Below are 19,625 nucleotides of genomic sequence, written 5' to 3'. Positions count from 1 at the left end.
ATGATTCGTAACGCTCGAACCCACCGTCGCGAATTCACAAAATTGATTGCCCTCACCTAGATGACTACGAATTCGTCGTACAGTTCTGCAAACTTGAAATCGACCGTGATCCCGCTGTTTAGAGCATTCACCCGGCGTACTCAATCCTCATCCTCAAGCTTGAGCAATGGTTCCTGAAAACGCAGTAAACGCCCGGCGTTCCCCAACACCAGCAAGGTGCTGAAGTTGTGCAACAGTGCGGCAATCATCGCGCCCGCAGCACCGAGCCAGCCGAAGGCGGCGAAGGCTACAATCGCCAGCGTCCAGCCCAGACCGATGATCACGTTAACCTGCAACGTCTGCCGACATTGGCGACTCAAGCGCACACATGTGCCGAGTCGACGCAGGTCGCTGCCAATCAGGACGATGTCGGCCGAAGCCAGCGCGATGTCCGCCCCGCCCGCGCCCATCGCCACGCCGACTACACCGGCTTTGAGCGCCAGCGAATCGTTGATCCCATCTCCCACGACCATCGGCCGGAAGCCACTGCCGATTTCCTTCAGCACGCGATTGAGTTTGTCCTCCGGTAACGCTTGCGCTTCAACGTCGCTGATCCCGACATCTCGCGCCAATGTGTGCGCGACGCTTTGCCGATCACCTGTCAGCAGTAACTGCCTGCCCAACCCCAATTCACGCAGCTCGCTCAAAGCGAATCGAGCCTCGGGTTTGACGCTGTCGGCCAGCAATAGCCAGGCGAGGAATTCACCGTTGAGCGCCAGCCCGGCAATCGGGCCATCGTGGTCGGGAACACTTGAAGTGGCGATGCCCAATTGCGCGAACAGCTCCGGACGACCGAGCGCCGCCTCGCCCTGCTCCGTCATCGCCACCACGCCCAGCCCCTGGCGCTCGTGGATGTCAGAGAGCAGCAGAAAATGTTCCTGGGTGACCAACCCGGCGAGCGCGCGGCTGACCGGATGACTGCTGGCAGAACCGAGGCTGGCAGCGAGTTTCAGGACGTGACTGCGATCCTCAAACGGACTATCGATGGATTGCAAACGCAAGGTGCCGAAGGTCAGGGTTCCGGTCTTGTCGACCACCAGTGAAGTCAGGTCTGCCAACTCTTCGAGGAACGCGGAGCTGCGAATCAGAATCCCATGCCGAGCCGCCACCGCCACCCCGGCAATCGCAGTGGCCGGTGCCGACAACACCAGCGCACAAGGACAGGCCGCCACCAACACCGCGAGCATTGCCTGAGCATCGTTAGTGACGAACCAGGTCACGGCGGCCAGCAGCAACACCAGCACCATGTAGCTGCCGGCGTAGCGTTCCAGCAAACGCGTGATCGGGGGTTTGGAACGCTCGGCACTTTGCATCAGCGCGATGACTTTGCCGAGGGTCGATTCATTGCCGGTGCGAGTCACTTCGATGCGCAGCAGACCGTCGAGGTTGATCGCGCCGCCGAAGACTTGCATGCCGACGCCCGCCTCCATCGGCACCGATTCGCCAGTAATCGAAGCGGTGTCCAGGCTCGCCTGACCGGACAACACCCGACCATCCGCCGGCACCCGATCACCCGCGCGCACCTCGACGAGGTCGCCGGCCTTGAGTGTGCCGTTATCGACTTCGACGATGGAGCCGTCAGCCTGAACTTTGCGCGCGTGGCTGCGCGTCAGTTTGCCGAGGGCGCGAATCGCTTCCTGTGAGCCGATCACGCTGCGCTCTTCCAGCACGTGGCCGAAGATCATGATGATTGGCAGCAACGCCGCAGTCAGCAGATCACCCGTGGCCCACGCCCCGAGCATGGCCAGGGCGATCAATTGATCAGTGATCCCGTGCAGGCTCGGATAACGCAGGCTGTACCAGGCTGAACGCATCACGGGCACGGCCACCAATAACGAAGCAAAGCCCAGCAGCAATTGACTGACGCCCGTCTGCTCCGGCGACAACCAGCGCCAGGTTAGGCCGAGCGCGAGCAGGCCCAATGCGAGCATGGCCAAGGTCAATTGGCGGGCAGCGCTGCGTTGTTCAGCCGAGGACAACATGCTCGGTGCGGCGGCAGTTTGGGTGGTCATTGTGCAGCTCCCTGAATGATCAGGCGGGAATCGTCTTTCGGATTGACCGTGGTTACCGAACCGGCTTGACCGAGAATCTTCGGCATCCGCTCGCGGTAGATGCGCAGCAGCATTTGCGGGTCGGTCCCTTGTTGTTGCGCCTTGGCCAGGCTCAATACCGTGGCCGTGTCCGCCGAGGCTTTGGCCAGCCGTTCGCTCCCTTGGGCGTGAGCGACTTGCAGCGTGCGATCGGCTTGTTCGTTGGCGGTCTGAGTCAGTTTCTCGGCTTCAGTACGAGCATTGGCCACGGCTTTATCGGCTTGCTGACTGGCGGTCAGAACCGCGTTGAAAGCGTTGACCGCTGGGCCAGGCAGACTCGATTGCACGTCGACCCGCGTCACTTCAATGCCTAACCCCAGCCCGGTCGCGGTCAAGTCAGCCAGGCGCTGATTGATGGCTTGCACCAGATCACCGCGCAGGCGTTCGCGGCGTTCGGCAGCCTGACTATCGGCGCCGATCAGCTCCGGTCGAGCGACCAGAATAGTGTCCAGATCTCGTGCCGCCGTGAGCGCCACGGCGCTGCGGGTGACGAGTCGATCGAGTGCCGGCAACACATGTTCGTCTTGAAGGACGAAGGCATACGGCTCGGTGACTTTGTAGAAAACACGCACATCCAGTTGCACCACGCCCGCGTCACCGGTGAGCAAATAACCGGAGCCGGCGAGTGCATCGCTGATCGGTGTAGCGAAACTCGCGACTCGGTCTGCCTGCAACGCAGCATCTGTGCGCAGCAGGTTTTCCACCCGACGCTCAATCACTCGATCTGCCGCGGGCAACAAAATCACCTGCTCAAACGGGCGCGGCCAAGCCAACAGCAGGCCAGCATTCTGGATGCGATCCAGCGCGCCGAAGTGCAAAACCACCGCGCGATTTTGCGGATCGATCTGCCGTACATTGGAGAACGCCCAAGCCAAAGCAGCCAGCACTGTCACGGCGTAAAGGGCCAAAAAAGCCAAGCGCCCCGCCTGAATCCAGGGACTGCTTAACTCATTTGTTCCACGTGGAACTAATTTCATGGCTGCGACCCGGACTTGTTATCAAGGGTCGGCGGACCGTCAACCAACACCCGAAACGGCGCGGCATCGGTGCGCAGAATCAGTTTTGTCCCGGGCGTGACGATCGTGCCTAGTGTGTCGAGGGAGCGCAGCAGGTTGTACAGCTGTGGCGACCCGGCGTAGGCGCGACCGTAAATCTGCGCGGCTTCGACGCGCGATTGTGCTTCGATGTCCGCTGCTTTTACCGTGGCGTCGGCCTGCACGATGCGCGCGTCACGCTCGGCAGCGGAACGGATTTGCGCCGCTTCGCGCTTACCGATTGCCGTGCGTTCGGTGGCGATTGTTTCACGCTCGGCACGCATGCGATCGACCGTAGCGGTGAGGGTTACCGACGGCAGGGTCAGTCGCTCGATGCCGACTTGCAGCACCCGCACGCCATAAGTCGTGAGCAGTTGCTGATCGATTTGCTGACGCAGTTGCGCTTCAAAATCAGCGATGTGTACTTTGTTGGCGTCGGTGTTCACCAGGTTAGCCAGATCAAAACTGCTGGCCGTGGTTTCCAGAGCCGAACCCACAAACGTACGAATCTGCCGCGCTGCTTCGTCCGGCTGATTCTGTACAGCGCGCATGAAGCGTTGCACGTTGTCCGGATCACCCTGAACCTGCCAGGCCACGTAAGCCTGAACGATGATGCGCAAACCGTCCCGCGTACCCACATCCTGTAAACCACTCGAGGTCGTGCGCAGTCGCAGATCGACAGGAATCGCCGCTTCAAAAGGAGCAGGCCAACGCCAGCCAAGACCCGGCTCCAACAATACCCGCGACGGATTACCGAAACGCGTGATCACCGTGGCCTCCCCCGAACGCACTTGCACCAGGCTTGCTGCCGCGATGGCGAACGCCACCAGTAACGCTGCCCAGCCCATTCGCCGCCATGGGAACGGGCCAGCTTCTTGGGGATCACCGTGGTGGTGATGTCCGTGGTGATGCCCGCCATGGCCGTGATCGTGGCCAGTATGGTCATCGTGATCGTGAGTGTGTGACTGGCTCAATTGGCAGCTCCTGGCTGAGCGGTTTTACGCGCCGGCGCAGGGTCAGCCGGCAGCGTGAATGTACGGAGGTCGATGGTCGGCGCGTTACTGCTGCCGCCCAAGCGATGATCGAGCACCAGCAACCTGGCATTGGCCAAGCCCTGGGACAGTTGGCTGAAGTACTGCTCCAGCACGAAGGCCTGGCCGGCGCTGGCGTAGGCCTTCTGCTCGGCGCCGAATCTCAGATCTGCCGCTTGGGCGGTGGCGTTGATTTCACGAGCGCTGGCCGTCGCTTGATCGCGAGCGATGCTGGCCTGCAATTGCGCCTGGTTGGTGGCCTCCGCCGCCGCACCGCGCTCGCGGGAAATCAATGCCTGGGCGCCAATCTGCGCTGCCTGAACGCCGTGATAGGCATTGGCGGCACCGGCCGGCGGATGAATCGCCTCGACCACGGTGGCGAGAATTTCCACACCGCTGTCGAGTTGCTGCAGGTCAGCCTGCACCGCCCGACCAATCTCTTCGGCGAGCCCTACCCTGTCTTCACCGAGCAAACCGTCGAGGGTTCGCGAGGCGAAATCGTGGACAAGAATCCGGCTGGCGGTGCTGCGGATCAGCGTCGGGACGTCGGCGCTGTTATAGGTCGCGGCCAATGCCGCTTGATCACTCAGGCCGATGCGGTAGACGAAACGCACGTCCATGTTGACGATCTGGAAGCTCTGCTTGTCGGCTCGACTGCTGGCAATGACTTGGGATTTGTCGTTCACATGGCTGGCGTCCCACAAGCGATTGGCAATCGCGGGCGCCGGGCCTTCGGCGGGTTCGGCCACGACCGGCGCCGGTGTGTCGCCAACACTGGTGGCCAACTCGTGAACCACACCGTTCTCGACGCTCAACACTCGGCCCAGAGGCCAGGGCAAACCCGCGTGCAAACCGGGACCGAACACCTCCACCGGTTTGCCGAATTGCTCGTAGATGCCCCGCCCTTGCATTGGGATTTCGTGAATGCCGGTCAGTGACCAACCCACAATCGAGACCACGGCCAGCACCGGCAAAAATGCCCGACGCATGTAGGTAAAGGCCCAGATCTGCCGCAAGTCGATGCCGAAGCGGTTGTGCAATTCGTGCTGCAACGCCAACAAGGGTTGCGGCGGCCAGCGCAGCATGTCGGCGACGAAGCTGCGCGCCAGCAAGGCAGGTTCGAGTTGTTCACGCTGCGGACTGAACAATGACAGCAGGGCGCGCAACAGCAGCTCAGCGGCGACCAACCCTGGCAGCAAACCAATCAGCACCGCCAGACGCACCGGCCAGACTGAGGTTTCGCTGCCGAACAGCAGGCACAAAGCACTGAGCACCAGACCAATGATCACCACCCGTGTCAGTTGCGCCAACGACGCTGCTTCGGGCCATTGCGCGACGTTTTCCTGCGCCAGTTGACGCTCCAGCACCAACAAACCGAAAGCCAGCAACAAGGACAGCGCCGCACCGACACTGGCTGACACTCCCAGTGCGGTCGGCGGCAGTGCAAGGTTCCAGACTTGTTCGATGCTCAACAACGTCACCAGCGACCAACCCGCGAGCCACAGCGTCGGGGCGCCGATCTGCACCAGCATTCGCAGCCATCGCTGGCTGAGCCGATCCAGCAGCCGCTCGTACCAGCCCACCGGGGCAACGACTTCGTCAGCAACGACGACCTGTACGACCGGGTTCAACGCCCGCGCGCGCCACCGCGTCACCCACCAGGCCGATTGCAAACCGGCGACCAGCACCAGCAGACCGGCGCTCTGATTGACCAGCAATGCAGGCCAGAGCGACTGCGGCGCAAACAGCCCGACAAAAAACGCCAGCAACCAACCTGCCGCCGCCAGAGCGCCCAGACAGATTGCGAACTGACGCAATCGTCGCCCTTGAAAAACCGCCTGCTGGAAACGTGGCAGCCCGGCTACTTGCGTCCCATCGACATCGAGATCGACTTGCATATCACCCCAGTGTTTATCGTCACTCATATCGCAATACGTTACGGTATAACGAAAGCCGTGAAATTTCCGTTCTTAAATGCTCTATCTAAAAACGCTCAACCTGTCGCTTGGCTGAAGCCTTGACCGAAATGCTGCGGAATGCTCATATTACGTTCGTAATTTTACCCAAGGACTACGTTTACCCATTCCGATCCCCGTTCACTCCAGGAGTACAACCATGAGCATCTATGACGTCGTGATTCTGGGCGGAGGCCCCGGTGGTTATAACGCAGCGATCCGCGCCGGTCAGTTGGGCCTGCGAGCGGTTTGCGTAGAAGGACGCGCCACCCTCGGCGGCACCTGCCTGAACGTCGGTTGCATGCCATCAAAGGCGTTGCTGCACGCCTCCGAACTCTACGCCGCCGCCATGGGCGCAGAATTCGCCAACCTGGGGATTGACGTCAAACCCACACTCAACCTCGCGCAGATGATGAAGCAAAAAGATGAAAGCGTTGCCGGGTTGACCAAGGGCATCGAGTTTCTGTTTCGCAAAAACAAAGTCCATTGGGTCAAGGGCTGGGGTCACATCGACGGGCCCGGCAAAGTCACGGTGACCGACAGCCAGGGCGGCAAGACCGAACTGAACACCAAGAACATCATCATCGCCACCGGCTCAGAGCCCACTCCCCTGCCCGGTGTGGACATCGACAACAAACGCATCCTCGATTCGACGGGCGCACTGTCACTGACTGAAGTGCCGAAACATCTAGTGGTGATCGGCGCCGGGGTGATCGGCCTGGAGCTGGGTTCGGTGTGGCGGCGTTTGGGCGCTCAGGTGACGGTGATCGAGTTTCTCGACCGGATCTGCCCCGGTGTGGATGGTGAAGCCGGCAAAACCCTGCAACGTTCGTTGAGTAAACAGGGCATCAACTTCAAATTGAGTTCCAAAGTCACCAGCGCCACAACCTCAGCGACCGGCGTTCAGCTCAGCGTCGAGCCCGCGGCTGGCGGCACCGCCGAACTGCTTGAAGCGGATTACGTGCTGGTCGCCATCGGACGCCGGCCTTACACCCAAGGTTTGGGGCTGGAAAACGTCGGCCTCGCCACGGACAAGCGCGGCATGCTCGCCAACAAGGGCCATCGCACCGAAGCCGCTGGCATTTGGGTGATCGGCGACGTCACGTCCGGGCCGATGCTCGCCCACAAGGCCGAAGATGAGGCCATGGTCTGCATCGAGCAGATTGTCGGCAAGGCGGCCGAGGTCAACTACGACCTGATCCCCAACGTGATCTACACCAAACCCGAACTGGCCAGCGTCGGCAAGACCGAAGAGCAGCTCAAGGCCGAAGGCCGCGCCTACAAGGTCGGCAAATTTCCCTTCACCGCCAACAGCCGGGCAAAGATCAATCACGAAACCGAAGGCTTCGCCAAAGTACTGGCCGATGAGCGCACCGACGAGATTCTCGGCGTGCACCTTGTGGGCCCAAGTGTCAGCGAAATGATTGGCGAATATTGCGTGGCCATGGAGTTCAGCGCCTCCGCCGAGGACATTGCCCTGACCTGTCATCCACACCCGACCCGCTCCGAGGCCTTGCGTCAGGCGGCGATGAATGTGGAGGGGATGGCGACTCAGATGTAAGCCTGGAGGTTGGCGGTGGCGGGTCTATCGCCTTCGCGAGCAGGCTCGCTCCCACATTGGTTTTGTGAACGCCACAGATCAAATGTGGGAGCGAGCTTGGTCTGGGCGGCATTCCGACGATTGGGTCTCAGGCCGGTAAATGCCCCAACGGCAACGCCCCCGGGGTCTTCACCGTATGAATCGCAAAGTTACTGCGGATGTCACTTACACCCGGCAATTTCAGCAACCGCCCCGTGAGAAAACGGTCATAGGCACGCAGGTCCGGCACCACTACTTGCAGCAGGAAATCCGATTCCCCTGATACCAGAAAGGCCGAAATCACCTCGGGCAACGTGGTCACGGCCAGGCGAAAGGATTCGGCCTGCTCATCGTTATGCCGCTCGACCTTGACCCCGACAAACACCGTCAGTCCAAGCCCTACTTCGTCGCGATCCAGATTAGCCTGGTAACCGCGTATCACCCCGGCTTCTTCGAGCATCCGTACTCGGCGCAAACAAGGCGAGGCGGACAGGCCGATCTCGTCGGCCAGTTGCACGTTGCTCAGGCGACCGTCCCGTTGCAGCGCTGCGAGAATCTTGCGGTCGTAGGCGTCGAGTTTCATGGTTTGGCAGATCCTGATGGTTTACCTGCAATGGAGTGGCAGGTTATGCCAACCCGAAGCAGTTTAGAAGCGAACTACGCAACCACCTGCCCTGCCCTTCAGCCCTAGACTGGCCGTACCGAATCGACAACGAATGGGGTGCAACGTGGCAGGACTCTGGGTGTTTTTCATGGCGCTGGCGGTGGTCTATCTGTTGCCAGGCCCGGACATGATCCTGTTGTTGCAAACCGGTGCCCGTCAGGGCAAAGGCGCGGCGCTGGCGACGGCGGTGGGTCTGGGCATTGCCCGTGGTTGTCATGTGGCCTTGGCAGCGTTGGGGTTGGCGGCACTGTTCAAGGCTGCGCCCTGGACGTTCGACGTGGTACGCCTGGCCGGGGCCGCGTATCTGCTATGGATCGGCATTCAATGCCTGCGAACCACAATGCTGCCGAGTTTGAACGGAGCAGACGCCACCGCCGAAAAGCCTCGCTGGCGTGCAGCGATCCAGCGCGGTTTGCTGACCAACCTGCTCAACCCCAAAGCGTTGCTGTTCTGCTCGGTGCTGCTGCCGCAGTTCATCGATCCACACGCCGGGCCGGTACTCACGCAATTCGCGACACTGGGCGTAGTGTTAGTTGGCGTTGGGTTGTTGTTCGACAGCGCTTACGCACTGACCGGCGCAGCGCTGGGCCGTTGGCTGCAACGCAGTCCTTCGGCCCAACGCCTGCAGCAGTGGCTGTTCGGCAGCCTGTTGATCGGCTTCGCCGTGCGGCTGACCTTTGTGCAACAGGCATGATTACGCCAGCGCCTTGCGCTTGCGGCGATTGATCAGCACCAGCGCTACCGCTGTAAACACAACAACGCCGCCCGCTTGCAGCCATTTTTTGTAAGGTCGCAAGGCCGAGCGAACAGGGTCCAATGCCTGGGTTACGTAACGTTTGTCAGCGTTCGGGAAATCAGGATAAGGACATTGGCGACCGAAGTTCACCATCCAAAACACGTACGGTCCTTCTTTGACATAGCGTTGGTAGAAGGCGCTTTCTTCTTCAAGGCTGCTGTTCCACCCCGCCGCCGCACACAGCACTGCCGCAAAGGCTGCACTGGTATGCGGCAAATTGTCCGCTGCGCGACTGGCTAATGCGGTGGCGACAAAACGGTAGTGGTAGCGCTGATCGGGTTGGGCTGCGCTTGCCTGCTGACGTTTGACTTCACCTTCAGCCACTAATGAACCGACCTTGAGTTCGCTGCTTTCGAGGCTGTAGTTGCCTCCGAAGGTCGCGTAATCCGGGGACATCTCGTAGCCCAACAACTCCATTCCGTCGAAACGGGCCAGTGTCGCGGCATGGTAGTAAGCGAATGCCCGTTTGGTCGGCCACCATTTTGATTCGGCGTCGTGGCGCAACCGCCCATACTCCTTGGCCTTGGCCTGCAACTCGACGTTGTCGAAGTACGCCGGCGCTTCGTCATACCGCTCTTCGCGCAGCAAGCGCCGCCCGAGCAAATTGCGCAGTTTCGCCGCCACCGGTAACTGCACATAGTTATCGCGATCCTCCTGAGTCAGAGGGGGCGGTGCCGGCACTTGAGTGTCGACGTATTGCTTGAGCTCATCGACGGTCAACACCCGCTCGGCGACCGTGGCGGCGTCGAACCAGTAGACATCTTTACTGCGATAAAGCTGATCGAACGCTTGCAGATAGTCTCCGCGTTGCAACGCCAGGATCGCGCTTTCACCCTCGACCCGGCACTTGGGTTGAAGCGTTTCGAAGTCCCAATCCGGCGTCCTCCGCTCCCCCCACGACTCATTCTGCGGGAAGGCCTGGGCAGCCTTGGCATACGCTGCGGCAGCCGCGTTTTTATCGCCATCGCGCACGGCCAGTTTGGCCCGCAGCCACCACGCCAGTCCGCCATCACCGGCGTGTTCGAGGAACGCCTTGGCGCTGGCGTAATCACCCTGTTGATAATTCACCGCTGCCAGGCGATCAGCGTTATCGAGGCTACCACGGGTGCTGTTTTGCAGCAGTTTGATCAGTTTCAATTCGTTCGGCGGTTGATCACCGAATGACCAGCCCAATCGACTGATCAAGGACGCCGTGACCAGTTGCTGCACCGGTTTGCCCTTGAGCAACACGGCGAGTTGATCGTCAGGCACCGCCGCGAGGTCGGCCACCAACAGTTTCAGCGAGGTGTAGCCCACCGCCGAACCCTGAAGGTTTTGCGTGGCGTAGAGTTCGATGGCGCTGTTCCAGTCGCCGGCCGTGCGGGCCACGCGGGCCTCCTCTCCGAGGCTGGCGACACCCAGTTCCAGAGGGTCATTGAAGCCGTCGATGCTCAGCTGGCGAGTCTGCTCGAAAGCCTTTCGAGACTGAGCCAACAAGTCAGGGCCAGCGCCCGCTTCGGAGCTCATGGCAAACAGCGCCCGACCCAGCGAGTAAGCCGCCCAGGTGCTGCGCAACGCCCGTTGATCCGCTGGCAATGCCAGCAATTTTTGGAAGTACTCGGCGGCCAGTCCATGATCACCGGCATTGAATGCCACCGCGCCGGCCAGATAGAGCTTGAGCTCAGCCGGCAGGCTCGCGCCCTGACTCTCGACCTGATGCACATCGGTCAGGCTGCGTAACTGTTTCACCAGCGTTTGCTGCTCAGCCGTCAAACCGGATTGTTCAGCCTTATCCCGCTGTTCTGCGTAGTCGGGCGCATCCATGCCATAGGCGGTTTCGGTGACGTTCTTCAGCCCGGCGACCGCATGCCCGAGGCGACTGATTTCAAATCTGAAGTTGCCTTCCGGCAGCTCCGCCAGCGACTGGCCGCGGTTGTCCAGCAGACGCATCGGGAAATCCGGCCCACAGGCCAGCGCCGAACCCAGCGGCAGGCTGAGGCTCAGGCAAAGAAGATGGCGGGGCCAGTTACGGGTAAACATTCGAACCTCCTTGATCAATATGTGCGCAACGAGCCCAACCCACGGCGCGCTGCCCGCCGGCCGGTATTCGACCGTCGCGCAGGCGGGTGAAGGTAAGCAGATCCGGACGCTGTTGCAATACATAACCGGCCAGCGCATCGGCACCGTCACAGCCCTGCACCACAAGTGTCAGGCGTTCGGGCCAGGCGCTGTCGAGGTTGCCCTGATTGCTGAGGCTGATGTCATAGAGGTCGTTCTGCGCCGATAGTTTCAGCGCCAGTCGACTGTCGAGTGCATCGCCACGCGCCACGGCGCCCAAGGTCGTCAGACTCCAGGCACGGCGGTCGCTGGCCAGCGGCAGACGAAACCAGATCAGACCCGCCAGATGCGCCGGTGGATCGTTGCGCAACTCGGTCCCGAGTCGGCTCAATTGCTGCGGATCGGCGAGCAATTCCCGGCGTTTGCCGCCCTGTTCGATCGGCACTTCGCTTTCCACTACCGGCGCACCTGTGCCGCCCGGCAACAACGCCACACCATAGGCCGGCAGCGCCAGATAGAAAGGTTTCGAAGTGACGCGGCTCCAGTCCTTGGTCCATTGACGGGTCTGATCCGGGTCAAACAAGCCAAGACGCGGATCGCTCACCGCGTGCACCTGCAACACGCTGCTGTCGACTGTGGATAACAATGCCGACAATTCGGGACTGTCGAGCCAAGCCGGCAACGCGGTGATGCTCAGCGGAATAGAAGCCGGCAGAACTGCGCGCAGGTGCGTAAGAAATTCGCGGTAGGCCGGTAGCCGAGCATTACCGGCATCGTGGTCGATTTCCACACCGGAGAGATTCAGCCCCTGCCCTTGCCAATCGCCGAGTACCTGCTGGATCTGCGCGGTGACTGCGTCCCGATCCAGCGACTTGAGTTGTCCATCGAGACGAATCACCGCGATCAGCGGTCGACCATCACGTTTGAGCAGCGCCGGGTCAATCCGTGCCCGGCTCCAACCCGCCTCAGGGAATGCCTGCAAGGCCAGCACCCGCAAGGTGGAAAAGTCAGCGCGACTGTCCCTCAGCGCCGCTTCGTGGGCCGGTGTCCATTGCCGTTGCCAGACGTAGAGTTGCTGATCGAGCGCTGGCGCGTCCTGTCGTTCGCAACCGTTGAGCAACGCCACCGCAACAATCAACGCCGACAGACGAGCGAAAAAATACATACCGAATCTGATCCCTTATCGCAGCGGCTAGAAGCTGCGTTCGGCAGATGCTACAGGTCGAGGACCAAAGGCTGCGACCCCTGCGCCGGAATCGCACAACAAATCAGCACTTGTCCGTCATCCGGCACTTCCGCCGGCGGCTGTGGATAATTCACCTGGCCGCTGATCAGCCGGGTCTTGCAGGTCCCGCAGGAACCGCCGCGGCAACTGAATTCCGGGCGCAATCCACGGCTTTCCGCCAACTCCAGCAAACTGCCCCCGTCGGGTTGCCAGCGGGCCTCTTTAGCCGAGCGCTGAAACACCACCGGCACCGAAGTCGTAGCAGCGGGCGGTTGCTCAATGACCACTGCATCGGGGTCCGGCACCCGGCGCAAGGTCGAGGGGCCGAAGGTTTCGGCGTGAATCCTTGCATCACGGATGTCCAGTTCCCGCAGGCCGTCGTACAGCGCTTGGGTAAAACTGCCCGGACCACAGAGGACAAAATCCAGCTGATCGTAGTCCTCCACTTCAAGGAGGGGCTTGAGCAGCGCGGTGTCGATCCGCCCCGTCAGGTCGAAATCCTCACCCTCCAAGGCCCCGGCTTCCGGCTGACTCACCAGACGCAGCACCCTGACCGCATCACCTGCGCCATCTAGCAAGCGATCCAGCTCAGGACGAAACGCTTGATCGGCCAACGTGCGCGAACTCTGGAAAAACCAGGTCGGCCGAATGCGGCGGGTGCGCAGGCCTTGATAAACCACTTCGCGCAGCATCGACAGCAGCGGCGTGATGCCGACACCGGCAGCCAGCAGCACCAGTGGCCGACGTTCATTAGGTGCCACGGTGAAATGCCCCTGAGGCGCACGGGCCTCCAACAGATCACCGACGCGCACCTGTTCATGCAAGTGCGAAGACACCAAGCCTTCACGCTTCACGCTGATGCGGAAAAAATCATCGGACGGCGCGCTCGACAGGCTATACGTGCGGATATGCACCTCGTCGGCAATGTTGAAGCGCAGCGGCAAATGCTGCCCGGCCTGAAACACTGGCAACCCCGCGCCATCGGCAGGCTCCAGATAGATCGAGCGGATGTTGTGGCTTTCCTCTTTGATGCGCACCACCCGCAGCGGTCGCCAGCGATCCCCCAAAGCCTGGGCTTGCAGACGGGCATTGGCCTGCTCCCAGGTGCCGGTCAGCAAACTGGTCGGTGACACGCCGTCGAAGCGCCACCGCAGAGCAAGCGCGGCGGGCCGACGCACCACGCTTTCCACCTCGAATGTCCACAAGCGCTCGGCCCCTTGAAACGCCTCGACCTGTGGGCCTTCAAGAATGACTTCGGTGCGACCGCTGAGGTGCAGCAAGTCTCCCGAATTGAAATCGATAAACAGCAAACCGGCCCGGGGATTGAGCAGCAGGTTGCCCAAGGTATTGAAGTGCAAGTTGCCGGCGAAATCCGGAATGGTCAGGCGATTACCTTCCACCTGTACGAAACCGACCTGGCCACCGCGGTGAGAAACATCCACCGAACGCTCACCATCGACGTCCACATAACTGGCGACAAAAAAGGTATCGGCTCCACTGATCATGGCCCTGGCGGTGTCATCCAGCCCATCGAAGTGCTGCGCGATACGGGTCGACGGATCCGCCAGCGGTACCGAGCGAAACTGCCGCAACTGAATGTATTGCGGGCAGTTGCCGAAGGACTGTTCCACCGTCACACCGAAGCCGTTGGCCGTCATTGCGCCGACGCGACCATTGATGCGGTTGCGACGCCGGGTGTGCAGTTCGATGCCCAACAGACCGATCGCTGCGCCATCCGTTAACTGCGCGGGATCATCGGCACCCGGCAGGCTGTTGAATTGCAACACACCGGGCTCGGGCGAGTGAGCGAAGCCCGGCGGCCCTTCAATAATACTGGCCCATGGGTTGCCATCGACATCCACCGCGCCGTACAGCATGAACGGCAGTTGCTGATAGAACGTGCGGTGCTGGTCCGGCATTTCTGTGCGAATCACCCTACGACCAAACGCCTCCATTCGCTCGGCAACACCTACGTGTGTCTGCAACTGTTTCTCGCCAGCGTGCCACGGTGAACGGTCCATAACGGCGTCTCCCCTGCGCCATGGGCGCAGTGTGAACGGCCCGACAATGCCGGGCCGCAAGCATCAGACAGTTTTTTGCAGGCCGGCGACGGTGCGCGGCATGCCGACAAAACCCGGCAAGGCTTCGATGCGCGCCAGCCAGGCTCGCACGTTGGCGTAGTCCTCAAGCGACACATTGCCTTCAGGGGCATGGGCGATGTAGCTGTAGACCGCGACGTCGGCGATGGTGGGTTCGCTGCCTGCCAGATAAGCCGTATTTGCCAGTTCCTGATCGATCAATTTGAGCCAGACGTGGGAATAAGCGATCACCTCTTCAGCGTTGTAAGGTGCGCCAAACACAGTGATCAGCCTTGCCCTGCCCGGACCAAAGGCAATCGGCCCGGCCGCCACTGACAACCAACGCTGAACCTTCGCCGCACCGACCGGGTCGGCTGGCAGCCAGCGGCCGTTGCCGTACTTTTGCGCCAGATAAACCAGGATCGCGTTGGAATCGGCCAGCACCACGCCTTGATCATCAATGGCCGGAACCTGCCCGAACGGGTTAACCGCCAGGAACTCCGGCTGTTTGTGCGCGCCCTTGGCCAGATCGACAAAGATCAACTCGGTCGGCAGTTTCAACAGGGACAGCATCAGCTCCACACGGTGAGCATGGCCGGAACGCGGGAAGTTGTAGAGTTTGATCGCTTGCATGGTCGACTCCGCTGGGTGGTGGCGCCGTTCAGGAGAGATCAGCGCCGATGGGAGCTATCTTCCACCCGCAACCAAAACAACAGAATAACCAGCAAACGCAATCGATTGTTTCATGTGGCGCAATAAACCGTCAGCCCTGCAAGGCCGGGTGTTCCCGTAGCGCTTTGACCGTAAAGTCTACAAAACTGCGGATTCGAGCCGGGGCATTGCGCCCACCTTGGTACACCACATGGATCGGCAATGCCGGCAGTTCGAAGTCCGCTAATACGATTTCCAGCTCACCGGTCGCCACTTTACTCGCTACTTGATAAGACAGGACCCGGGTGAATCCCAGACCCAGGCACGCGGCGGTAATAGCCGCTTGATTCGCCGTCACCACCAATCGCGGTTCAGGTCGAACACTCAGCGGCTCCCCAGCTTCGAGGAATGGCCAGCTTCTCAACTGACCGATAGCGGACGTCGCAATAACCGGCGCCCCAGCCAGGTCTTGAGGATGTAAAGGCCTGCCATGGGCCGACAGGAATTGCGGAGAACCGCAGATCACCCGCCGCACTTCACCGACGCGAATCGCGTGCTGATTGCTGTCGGGCAACTCACCGATGCGCACGGCGACATCGATGCCCTCCTCGACCATGCTGACCACTCGATCGACCAGCAACCCATTGATGCTGACCTCAGGAAATTGCGTCAGATAATTCACCATCACTGGCGTGACAAACAGCTCACCAAACAACACCGGTGCGGTGATTGTCAGTTGCCCACGCGGTTGGGTGTGGCTGCCCGCCGCCGAATCCTCGGCTTCCTGCACCTCGGCGAGAATCCTCCGACAGTCTTCCAGGTAACGCTGACCCGCCTCGCTCAAATGCACGCTGCGGGTAGTGCGCGTCAGCAGCAACGTGCCGATGCGTTTCTCCAGCGCCGCCACCGCGCGAGTCACGCTGGCTGCCGACAGGCCCAGACGCCGCGCCGCCGCCGAGAAGCCTTGATCTTGGGCGACGGCAGCGAAGACCTGCATTTCCTGGAATCGGTCCATGGGCGTGTCCTCAATTCAGATAAAAAAAATCGCAACCGTAGGCTGCGATTTTTAATGTTTCTGTGACGAAACAATAAAGATTGTCACAGTACCCCACGTATTCCGGAGCCTGTACGGCACTACAGGGCTAGCTCTTTGAAAATAAAGTTTGTCACAAAACTCCAAATCTCCAAAAAAATGGCTCCACTGCAAACAATAAAGATTGTCACAAGGCCTTCGGGGTTACGAAAATCGCAAAGGGAGACGCCGGAAACCGGGCTCTGAACTGCGAAGTGATATTGTCGAGAAAAAACGGGGCGATTCAATCCGCTCTAAGAGCCAGCCCTTTCAAGGTGTTTTCCCTTTATGGGCCTTAAGCACCCGATCGGTGGACACATGAGCATTGGCAGCCTTTCCCTCCAGCCATTCCTTGGGCTTGGCGATTTTGGGACCGCGTATGCTTTTGGCTACCTGCTTAGGCTTGATATTCCTGGCCAGCGCCAACAACCGCTCTGCCAGCGTTTCTGAGGTCGATTGAAGTAATGGGTAATCTGCGGGCAACGCGATCTGCATGCCCTCATAACCGCTGCGTACTTGCACCGCCAGATGGAAGGTTGAAGCTTCCCAACCTTCAGGCTGCGTCTCGCGATGAGCCTGCTCCACGCTCCGCTTGAGAACCGCCAGAACGTTGTAGGCCAAGATCGCTGAGGCAAAACCCAGCAAGGCCGCCCGGAGAGAACCGAGGCTTTCGATTTCACTGTCCAGCACCGATTCAAGGCGCTGGAACATCCCTTCGATACTCCAGCGACGACGGTATAAATCAGCGATTTGCTCAGCGCTGATGTTGTCGGGCAAGTTGCTCCAGAACCACATCACGCAGTCGCCTGATTCGGTAGGTGTTTGCAGGCTCAGTTCAACTCGGCGCCAGCGGTGGCCGCCTTTGAGTTCGATAATTTGTTCGCGTACTGTCCCGGCGTCGACAGGCACCGGTTCTTGCCAGTCACTTTCCTGAATCAGCCGTGGATGCTTGCTTTGCTGGCGAATAATGAACGAAGCGCTCGTTTCCTCGCAGGCCTGCATGACGGGCAGCGTGCAATAAAGCCGATCGGCCATCCACAGCTGTCCTGCACTGGCGCGGGCTAACAACGGCAGCACGCTGACGCGCTCACTGGCGTAGGCATCCTCGCAAGGCTGCAAGTCAACGATCTGATCCAGGTCAGGATCGTAAACCACTACCGAAAACCCCGGCCGAGCCGCACCTCGTTCACGCCGCAAAGCCCCCAAGCGTTTTTCGGTAGACGGCAGATGATTGCCGTCAACGATGCGCAACTGCCAGCCGGGCAAAATGGCTGAACAGCCCAACTCTCTTATCGTCGGAGTCAAGCGCTCTGCGCTGCCGGTGACCAGGGCTCGCAGCAAGGCCGGCTCTGTGCGGCTGACCTTGTCATAGAGCGCCGCCAAGGTAACCGGTAGCGCATCCATCTGGTGCGCAGCGGCATGCAAGGAAGGCCGTAGGCCCAATGAAACAAGGGACATCAGCTCAACGATGGTCGAAAACAAAAGCTCACGCGGGTACTGGCGTTGACGATGCTCTTCAAATACCTGATCCACCCACTCAGCAGGAATGGCGTGCTCCAGTGCCAACTTGACCATGACACTGGCCGGTGCCTTTTTTTCAAACCGCGCTAGAACTTCTGCCCACATCGTTTTCGTCACCCTGACTGGAGTTTTAGGGGATTTTAAACGAAGACCTTGAAAGGGCTGGCTCTAAGAGCCAGTATTGCCCGGGCTTCCTTGATGAACCGCCCCTGAATCAGCCACTTGTTCGTTTTGACCTTTCGACGCCCTTTCATTTCCTACCTCAGCGGCCAGAGTCACCGAAGTAGTCATCCTTCGCAACGAGACCAAGATCATCGGGTAGATCTGGGGCGTCTGCACTGAATATATGTTGAGTTCGCCGTTCCTGTTTGAGGTATGCCAATGCCTGGAAAAAACAGCTCTCACAGAGGTGTAACTCATAACGCTCCCCGTCGTGGGCAGTGCCATAGCCCCAACGCGCTTGTAGCGTGCCAAACTGATGCCCGCCCGTACCCACGCTAGTGGAGGCACTGCACACATCACACCTGACATCGATGACGGTCTCGACTTCGGTTCTTCCAATAATTTTCATTGCCAATACCTCTACGCACCTCCGCGACTTTCACGATGGCGGCGACATTTCCAACGTCAATGCGGGATGCCAGCCTGTATTGAAAACGAGCTAGCCCTGGGTAAATCCCTTGACCTCGTCTCGCGCTGCTAATGCAACCGCCTGTGGATCTATTGATAAGAGGCCCTGGGGCCGTCTTCCGCCCAACAAACCATTTGGAGATATGAACCAGAATGACATTGCCCAGCCATCCTTCATCTGCGAAAGGATGGCGATCACTTCTCTTAACCCAGATTGGGGACTGATACCGGCGTCACCCGAGAATGCGTAGCTGGGGAACAGGCTGCATCCGTCGTGTTCAATCTCAAAAATCCGATGGTCTGCAACCCACTCAGCTAGAGCCGGCGCGAGCAACTCAGCCTGGACGTCAAATCGTTTAGCGAGCTCATGGACTGAGAGGAAGGAGCCACATCCCAGGATATATTTCTTGCCGCGAGTTAGCATCTCTCGCTCTACTGCCTGAATTCTGTCTCCGCCAGCATATCTCTTCATCGCTTGGGTACCCGTTGGGATCAAACGCTGCAGGACGTCCATAGCCCCGGACTCGGAATGCGACGGAGGAAAGCCGACTCTCAGTTTGCATCGTCGCAGTGCCTTGCCTGCTCCGTGTCGTTTAGGAAACCATCTGATTTTAGCTCTACCGAATGGCAGTAGGCGTCCAGGTACCTTACCCATCGTCAGATCGATCAGAGCACGAACCCTTCGGTCACCTGCATCGGCGTTTCTTCCACAAGTCGTGCACCAACCATGGTCGAAAGCATGCCGACATGTTGGCGCTGACGCAATTTTGAACCAGGGTCAATTCCTCATCAGCGCCTACACAGATAGACCGTAGGTCGTCAGGCTGGGAGACAAAAAGACTACAAGAGGACTACAGAAAGGGTACAGCTTGAATACAAGAAGACTACAGGATGGGTGCAGGAAGGCGATAAAAAGGGTGCAGATCGGATCGAGTAGGAGGCGGCTTTACAGCCGCCGTCCTCTCACACCACCGTACGTACGGATCCGTATACGGCGGTTCAAGCTATGCGGCTAAGCCGGTTTATCGTATCCAGTACCGAAACTAACCCAAGCTGACCCCATAGTTTCTTCGGCAGCGCCTGATTCATATGAGATGCGCCTGAGCTCCACCATGGGCCTCGGCCATTGAAGGCTGATTTGCAGGCGCGAGCTTCGCTAAGCCCCAGGCGCATCAAGTTACGTGCCCTCGTTGAGGGCCGCTTCCATTGTCGCCAGACGACGC

Annotated in this window: 15 protein-coding genes and 1 pseudogene; 2 read left to right on the top strand and 14 right to left on the bottom strand. The window is 59.9% G+C overall.

The genetic code is table 11. The features are described 5' to 3' along the window. Nucleotides 1-140 precede the first annotated feature (140 nt). The 4 genes from CUN63_RS12600 to hflK (CUN63_RS12585) are packed head-to-tail and all read right to left on the bottom strand — an operon-like array spanning nt 141 to nt 6,092. Nucleotides 141-2,051, bottom strand: a complete 1,911-nt coding sequence (locus tag CUN63_RS12600) for a cation-translocating P-type ATPase (protein ID WP_129439825.1) — start codon at nt 2,049-2,051, stop codon at nt 141-143. Beyond that, nucleotides 2,048-3,106 (bottom strand): protease modulator HflK, encoded by a 1,059-nt coding sequence (gene hflK, locus CUN63_RS12595; protein WP_129439823.1) that lies wholly within the window; start codon nt 3,104-3,106, stop codon nt 2,048-2,050. Before hflK (CUN63_RS12595) ends, CUN63_RS12600 begins: the two co-directional genes overlap by 4 nt. Next, nucleotides 3,103-4,137 carry a protease modulator HflC gene (gene hflC / locus CUN63_RS12590; RefSeq protein WP_129439821.1) on the bottom strand — a complete coding sequence of 345 codons (1,035 nt, stop codon included), beginning with the start codon at nt 4,135-4,137 and terminating at the stop codon, nt 3,103-3,105. Before hflC ends, hflK (CUN63_RS12595) begins: the two co-directional genes overlap by 4 nt. After that, nucleotides 4,134-6,092, bottom strand: coding sequence for a protease modulator HflK (gene hflK / locus CUN63_RS12585; protein ID WP_129445088.1), 1,959 nt, complete (start codon nt 6,090-6,092; stop codon nt 4,134-4,136). Before hflK (CUN63_RS12585) ends, hflC begins: the two co-directional genes overlap by 4 nt. A 217-nt stretch (nt 6,093-6,309) precedes the next feature. On the opposite strand from hflK (CUN63_RS12585), the gene lpdA reads away from it, so the two are divergent. Beyond that, a complete protein-coding gene (gene lpdA / locus CUN63_RS12580; protein ID WP_129439819.1) occupies nt 6,310-7,710 on the top strand; it encodes a dihydrolipoyl dehydrogenase in 1,401 nt (466 codons plus the stop codon). A gap of 127 nt (nt 7,711-7,837) precedes the next feature. Here the strand turns inward: lpdA and CUN63_RS12575 are convergent, their stop codons facing one another. Then, nucleotides 7,838-8,311, bottom strand: coding sequence for an Lrp/AsnC family transcriptional regulator (locus CUN63_RS12575; RefSeq protein WP_129439817.1), 474 nt, complete (start codon nt 8,309-8,311; stop codon nt 7,838-7,840). Nucleotides 8,312-8,456: 145 nt separating this feature from the next. Here CUN63_RS12575 and CUN63_RS12570 point away from each other — a divergent pair, with 145 nt between their 5' ends. Further along, complete coding sequence (locus CUN63_RS12570) at nt 8,457-9,086, top strand: LysE family translocator (RefSeq protein WP_129439815.1); 630 nt, start codon at nt 8,457-8,459, stop codon at nt 9,084-9,086. Here CUN63_RS12570 and CUN63_RS12565 read toward each other — a convergent pair whose 3' ends face one another. The 9 genes and pseudogenes from CUN63_RS12565 to CUN63_RS32160 form a co-directional block, all read right to left on the bottom strand. Further along, nucleotides 9,087-11,207 (bottom strand): hypothetical protein, encoded by a 2,121-nt coding sequence (locus CUN63_RS12565; protein ID WP_129439813.1) that lies wholly within the window; start codon nt 11,205-11,207, stop codon nt 9,087-9,089. Continuing rightward, a complete protein-coding gene (locus tag CUN63_RS12560; RefSeq protein WP_129439811.1) occupies nt 11,194-12,390 on the bottom strand; it encodes a DUF3142 domain-containing protein in 1,197 nt (398 codons plus the stop codon). Before CUN63_RS12560 ends, CUN63_RS12565 begins: the two co-directional genes overlap by 14 nt. Before the next feature lie 50 nt (nt 12,391-12,440). Next, a complete protein-coding gene (locus CUN63_RS12555; protein WP_129439809.1) occupies nt 12,441-14,471 on the bottom strand; it encodes a pyridoxamine 5'-phosphate oxidase family protein in 2,031 nt (676 codons plus the stop codon). A gap of 63 nt (nt 14,472-14,534) precedes the next feature. Beyond that, on the bottom strand, nt 14,535-15,161 hold the full coding sequence (locus CUN63_RS12550; protein ID WP_129439807.1) for a glutathione S-transferase family protein: 627 nt from the start codon (nt 15,159-15,161) through the stop codon (nt 14,535-14,537). Nucleotides 15,162-15,291: 130 nt separating this feature from the next. After that, on the bottom strand, nt 15,292-16,194 hold the full coding sequence (locus CUN63_RS12545) for a LysR family transcriptional regulator (RefSeq protein ID WP_129439805.1): 903 nt from the start codon (nt 16,192-16,194) through the stop codon (nt 15,292-15,294). Nucleotides 16,195-16,521: 327 nt separating this feature from the next. Continuing rightward, nucleotides 16,522-17,826 (bottom strand): IS4 family transposase, encoded by a 1,305-nt coding sequence (locus tag CUN63_RS12540; RefSeq protein WP_129439803.1) that lies wholly within the window; start codon nt 17,824-17,826, stop codon nt 16,522-16,524. Between the two features lie 208 nt (nt 17,827-18,034). Further along, entirely contained in the window at nt 18,035-18,343 is a 309-nt protein-coding gene (locus CUN63_RS32165; RefSeq protein ID WP_129439802.1) for a hypothetical protein, read from the bottom strand. Between the two features lie 90 nt (nt 18,344-18,433). Continuing rightward, nucleotides 18,434-18,916: a hypothetical protein gene (locus CUN63_RS12530; RefSeq protein ID WP_129439800.1), complete on the bottom strand. Its 483-nt coding sequence runs from the start codon at nt 18,914-18,916 to the stop codon at nt 18,434-18,436. Between the two features lie 485 nt (nt 18,917-19,401). Next, nucleotides 19,402-19,625: pseudogene (locus tag CUN63_RS32160) on the bottom strand (group II intron reverse transcriptase/maturase); the annotation flags it as partial.

Source organism: Pseudomonas sp. ACM7, assembly GCF_004136015.1.
Taxonomy (GTDB): domain Bacteria; phylum Pseudomonadota; class Gammaproteobacteria; order Pseudomonadales; family Pseudomonadaceae; genus Aquipseudomonas; species Aquipseudomonas frigoris.
This window is presented reverse-complemented; position numbering and strand designations above follow the sequence as displayed.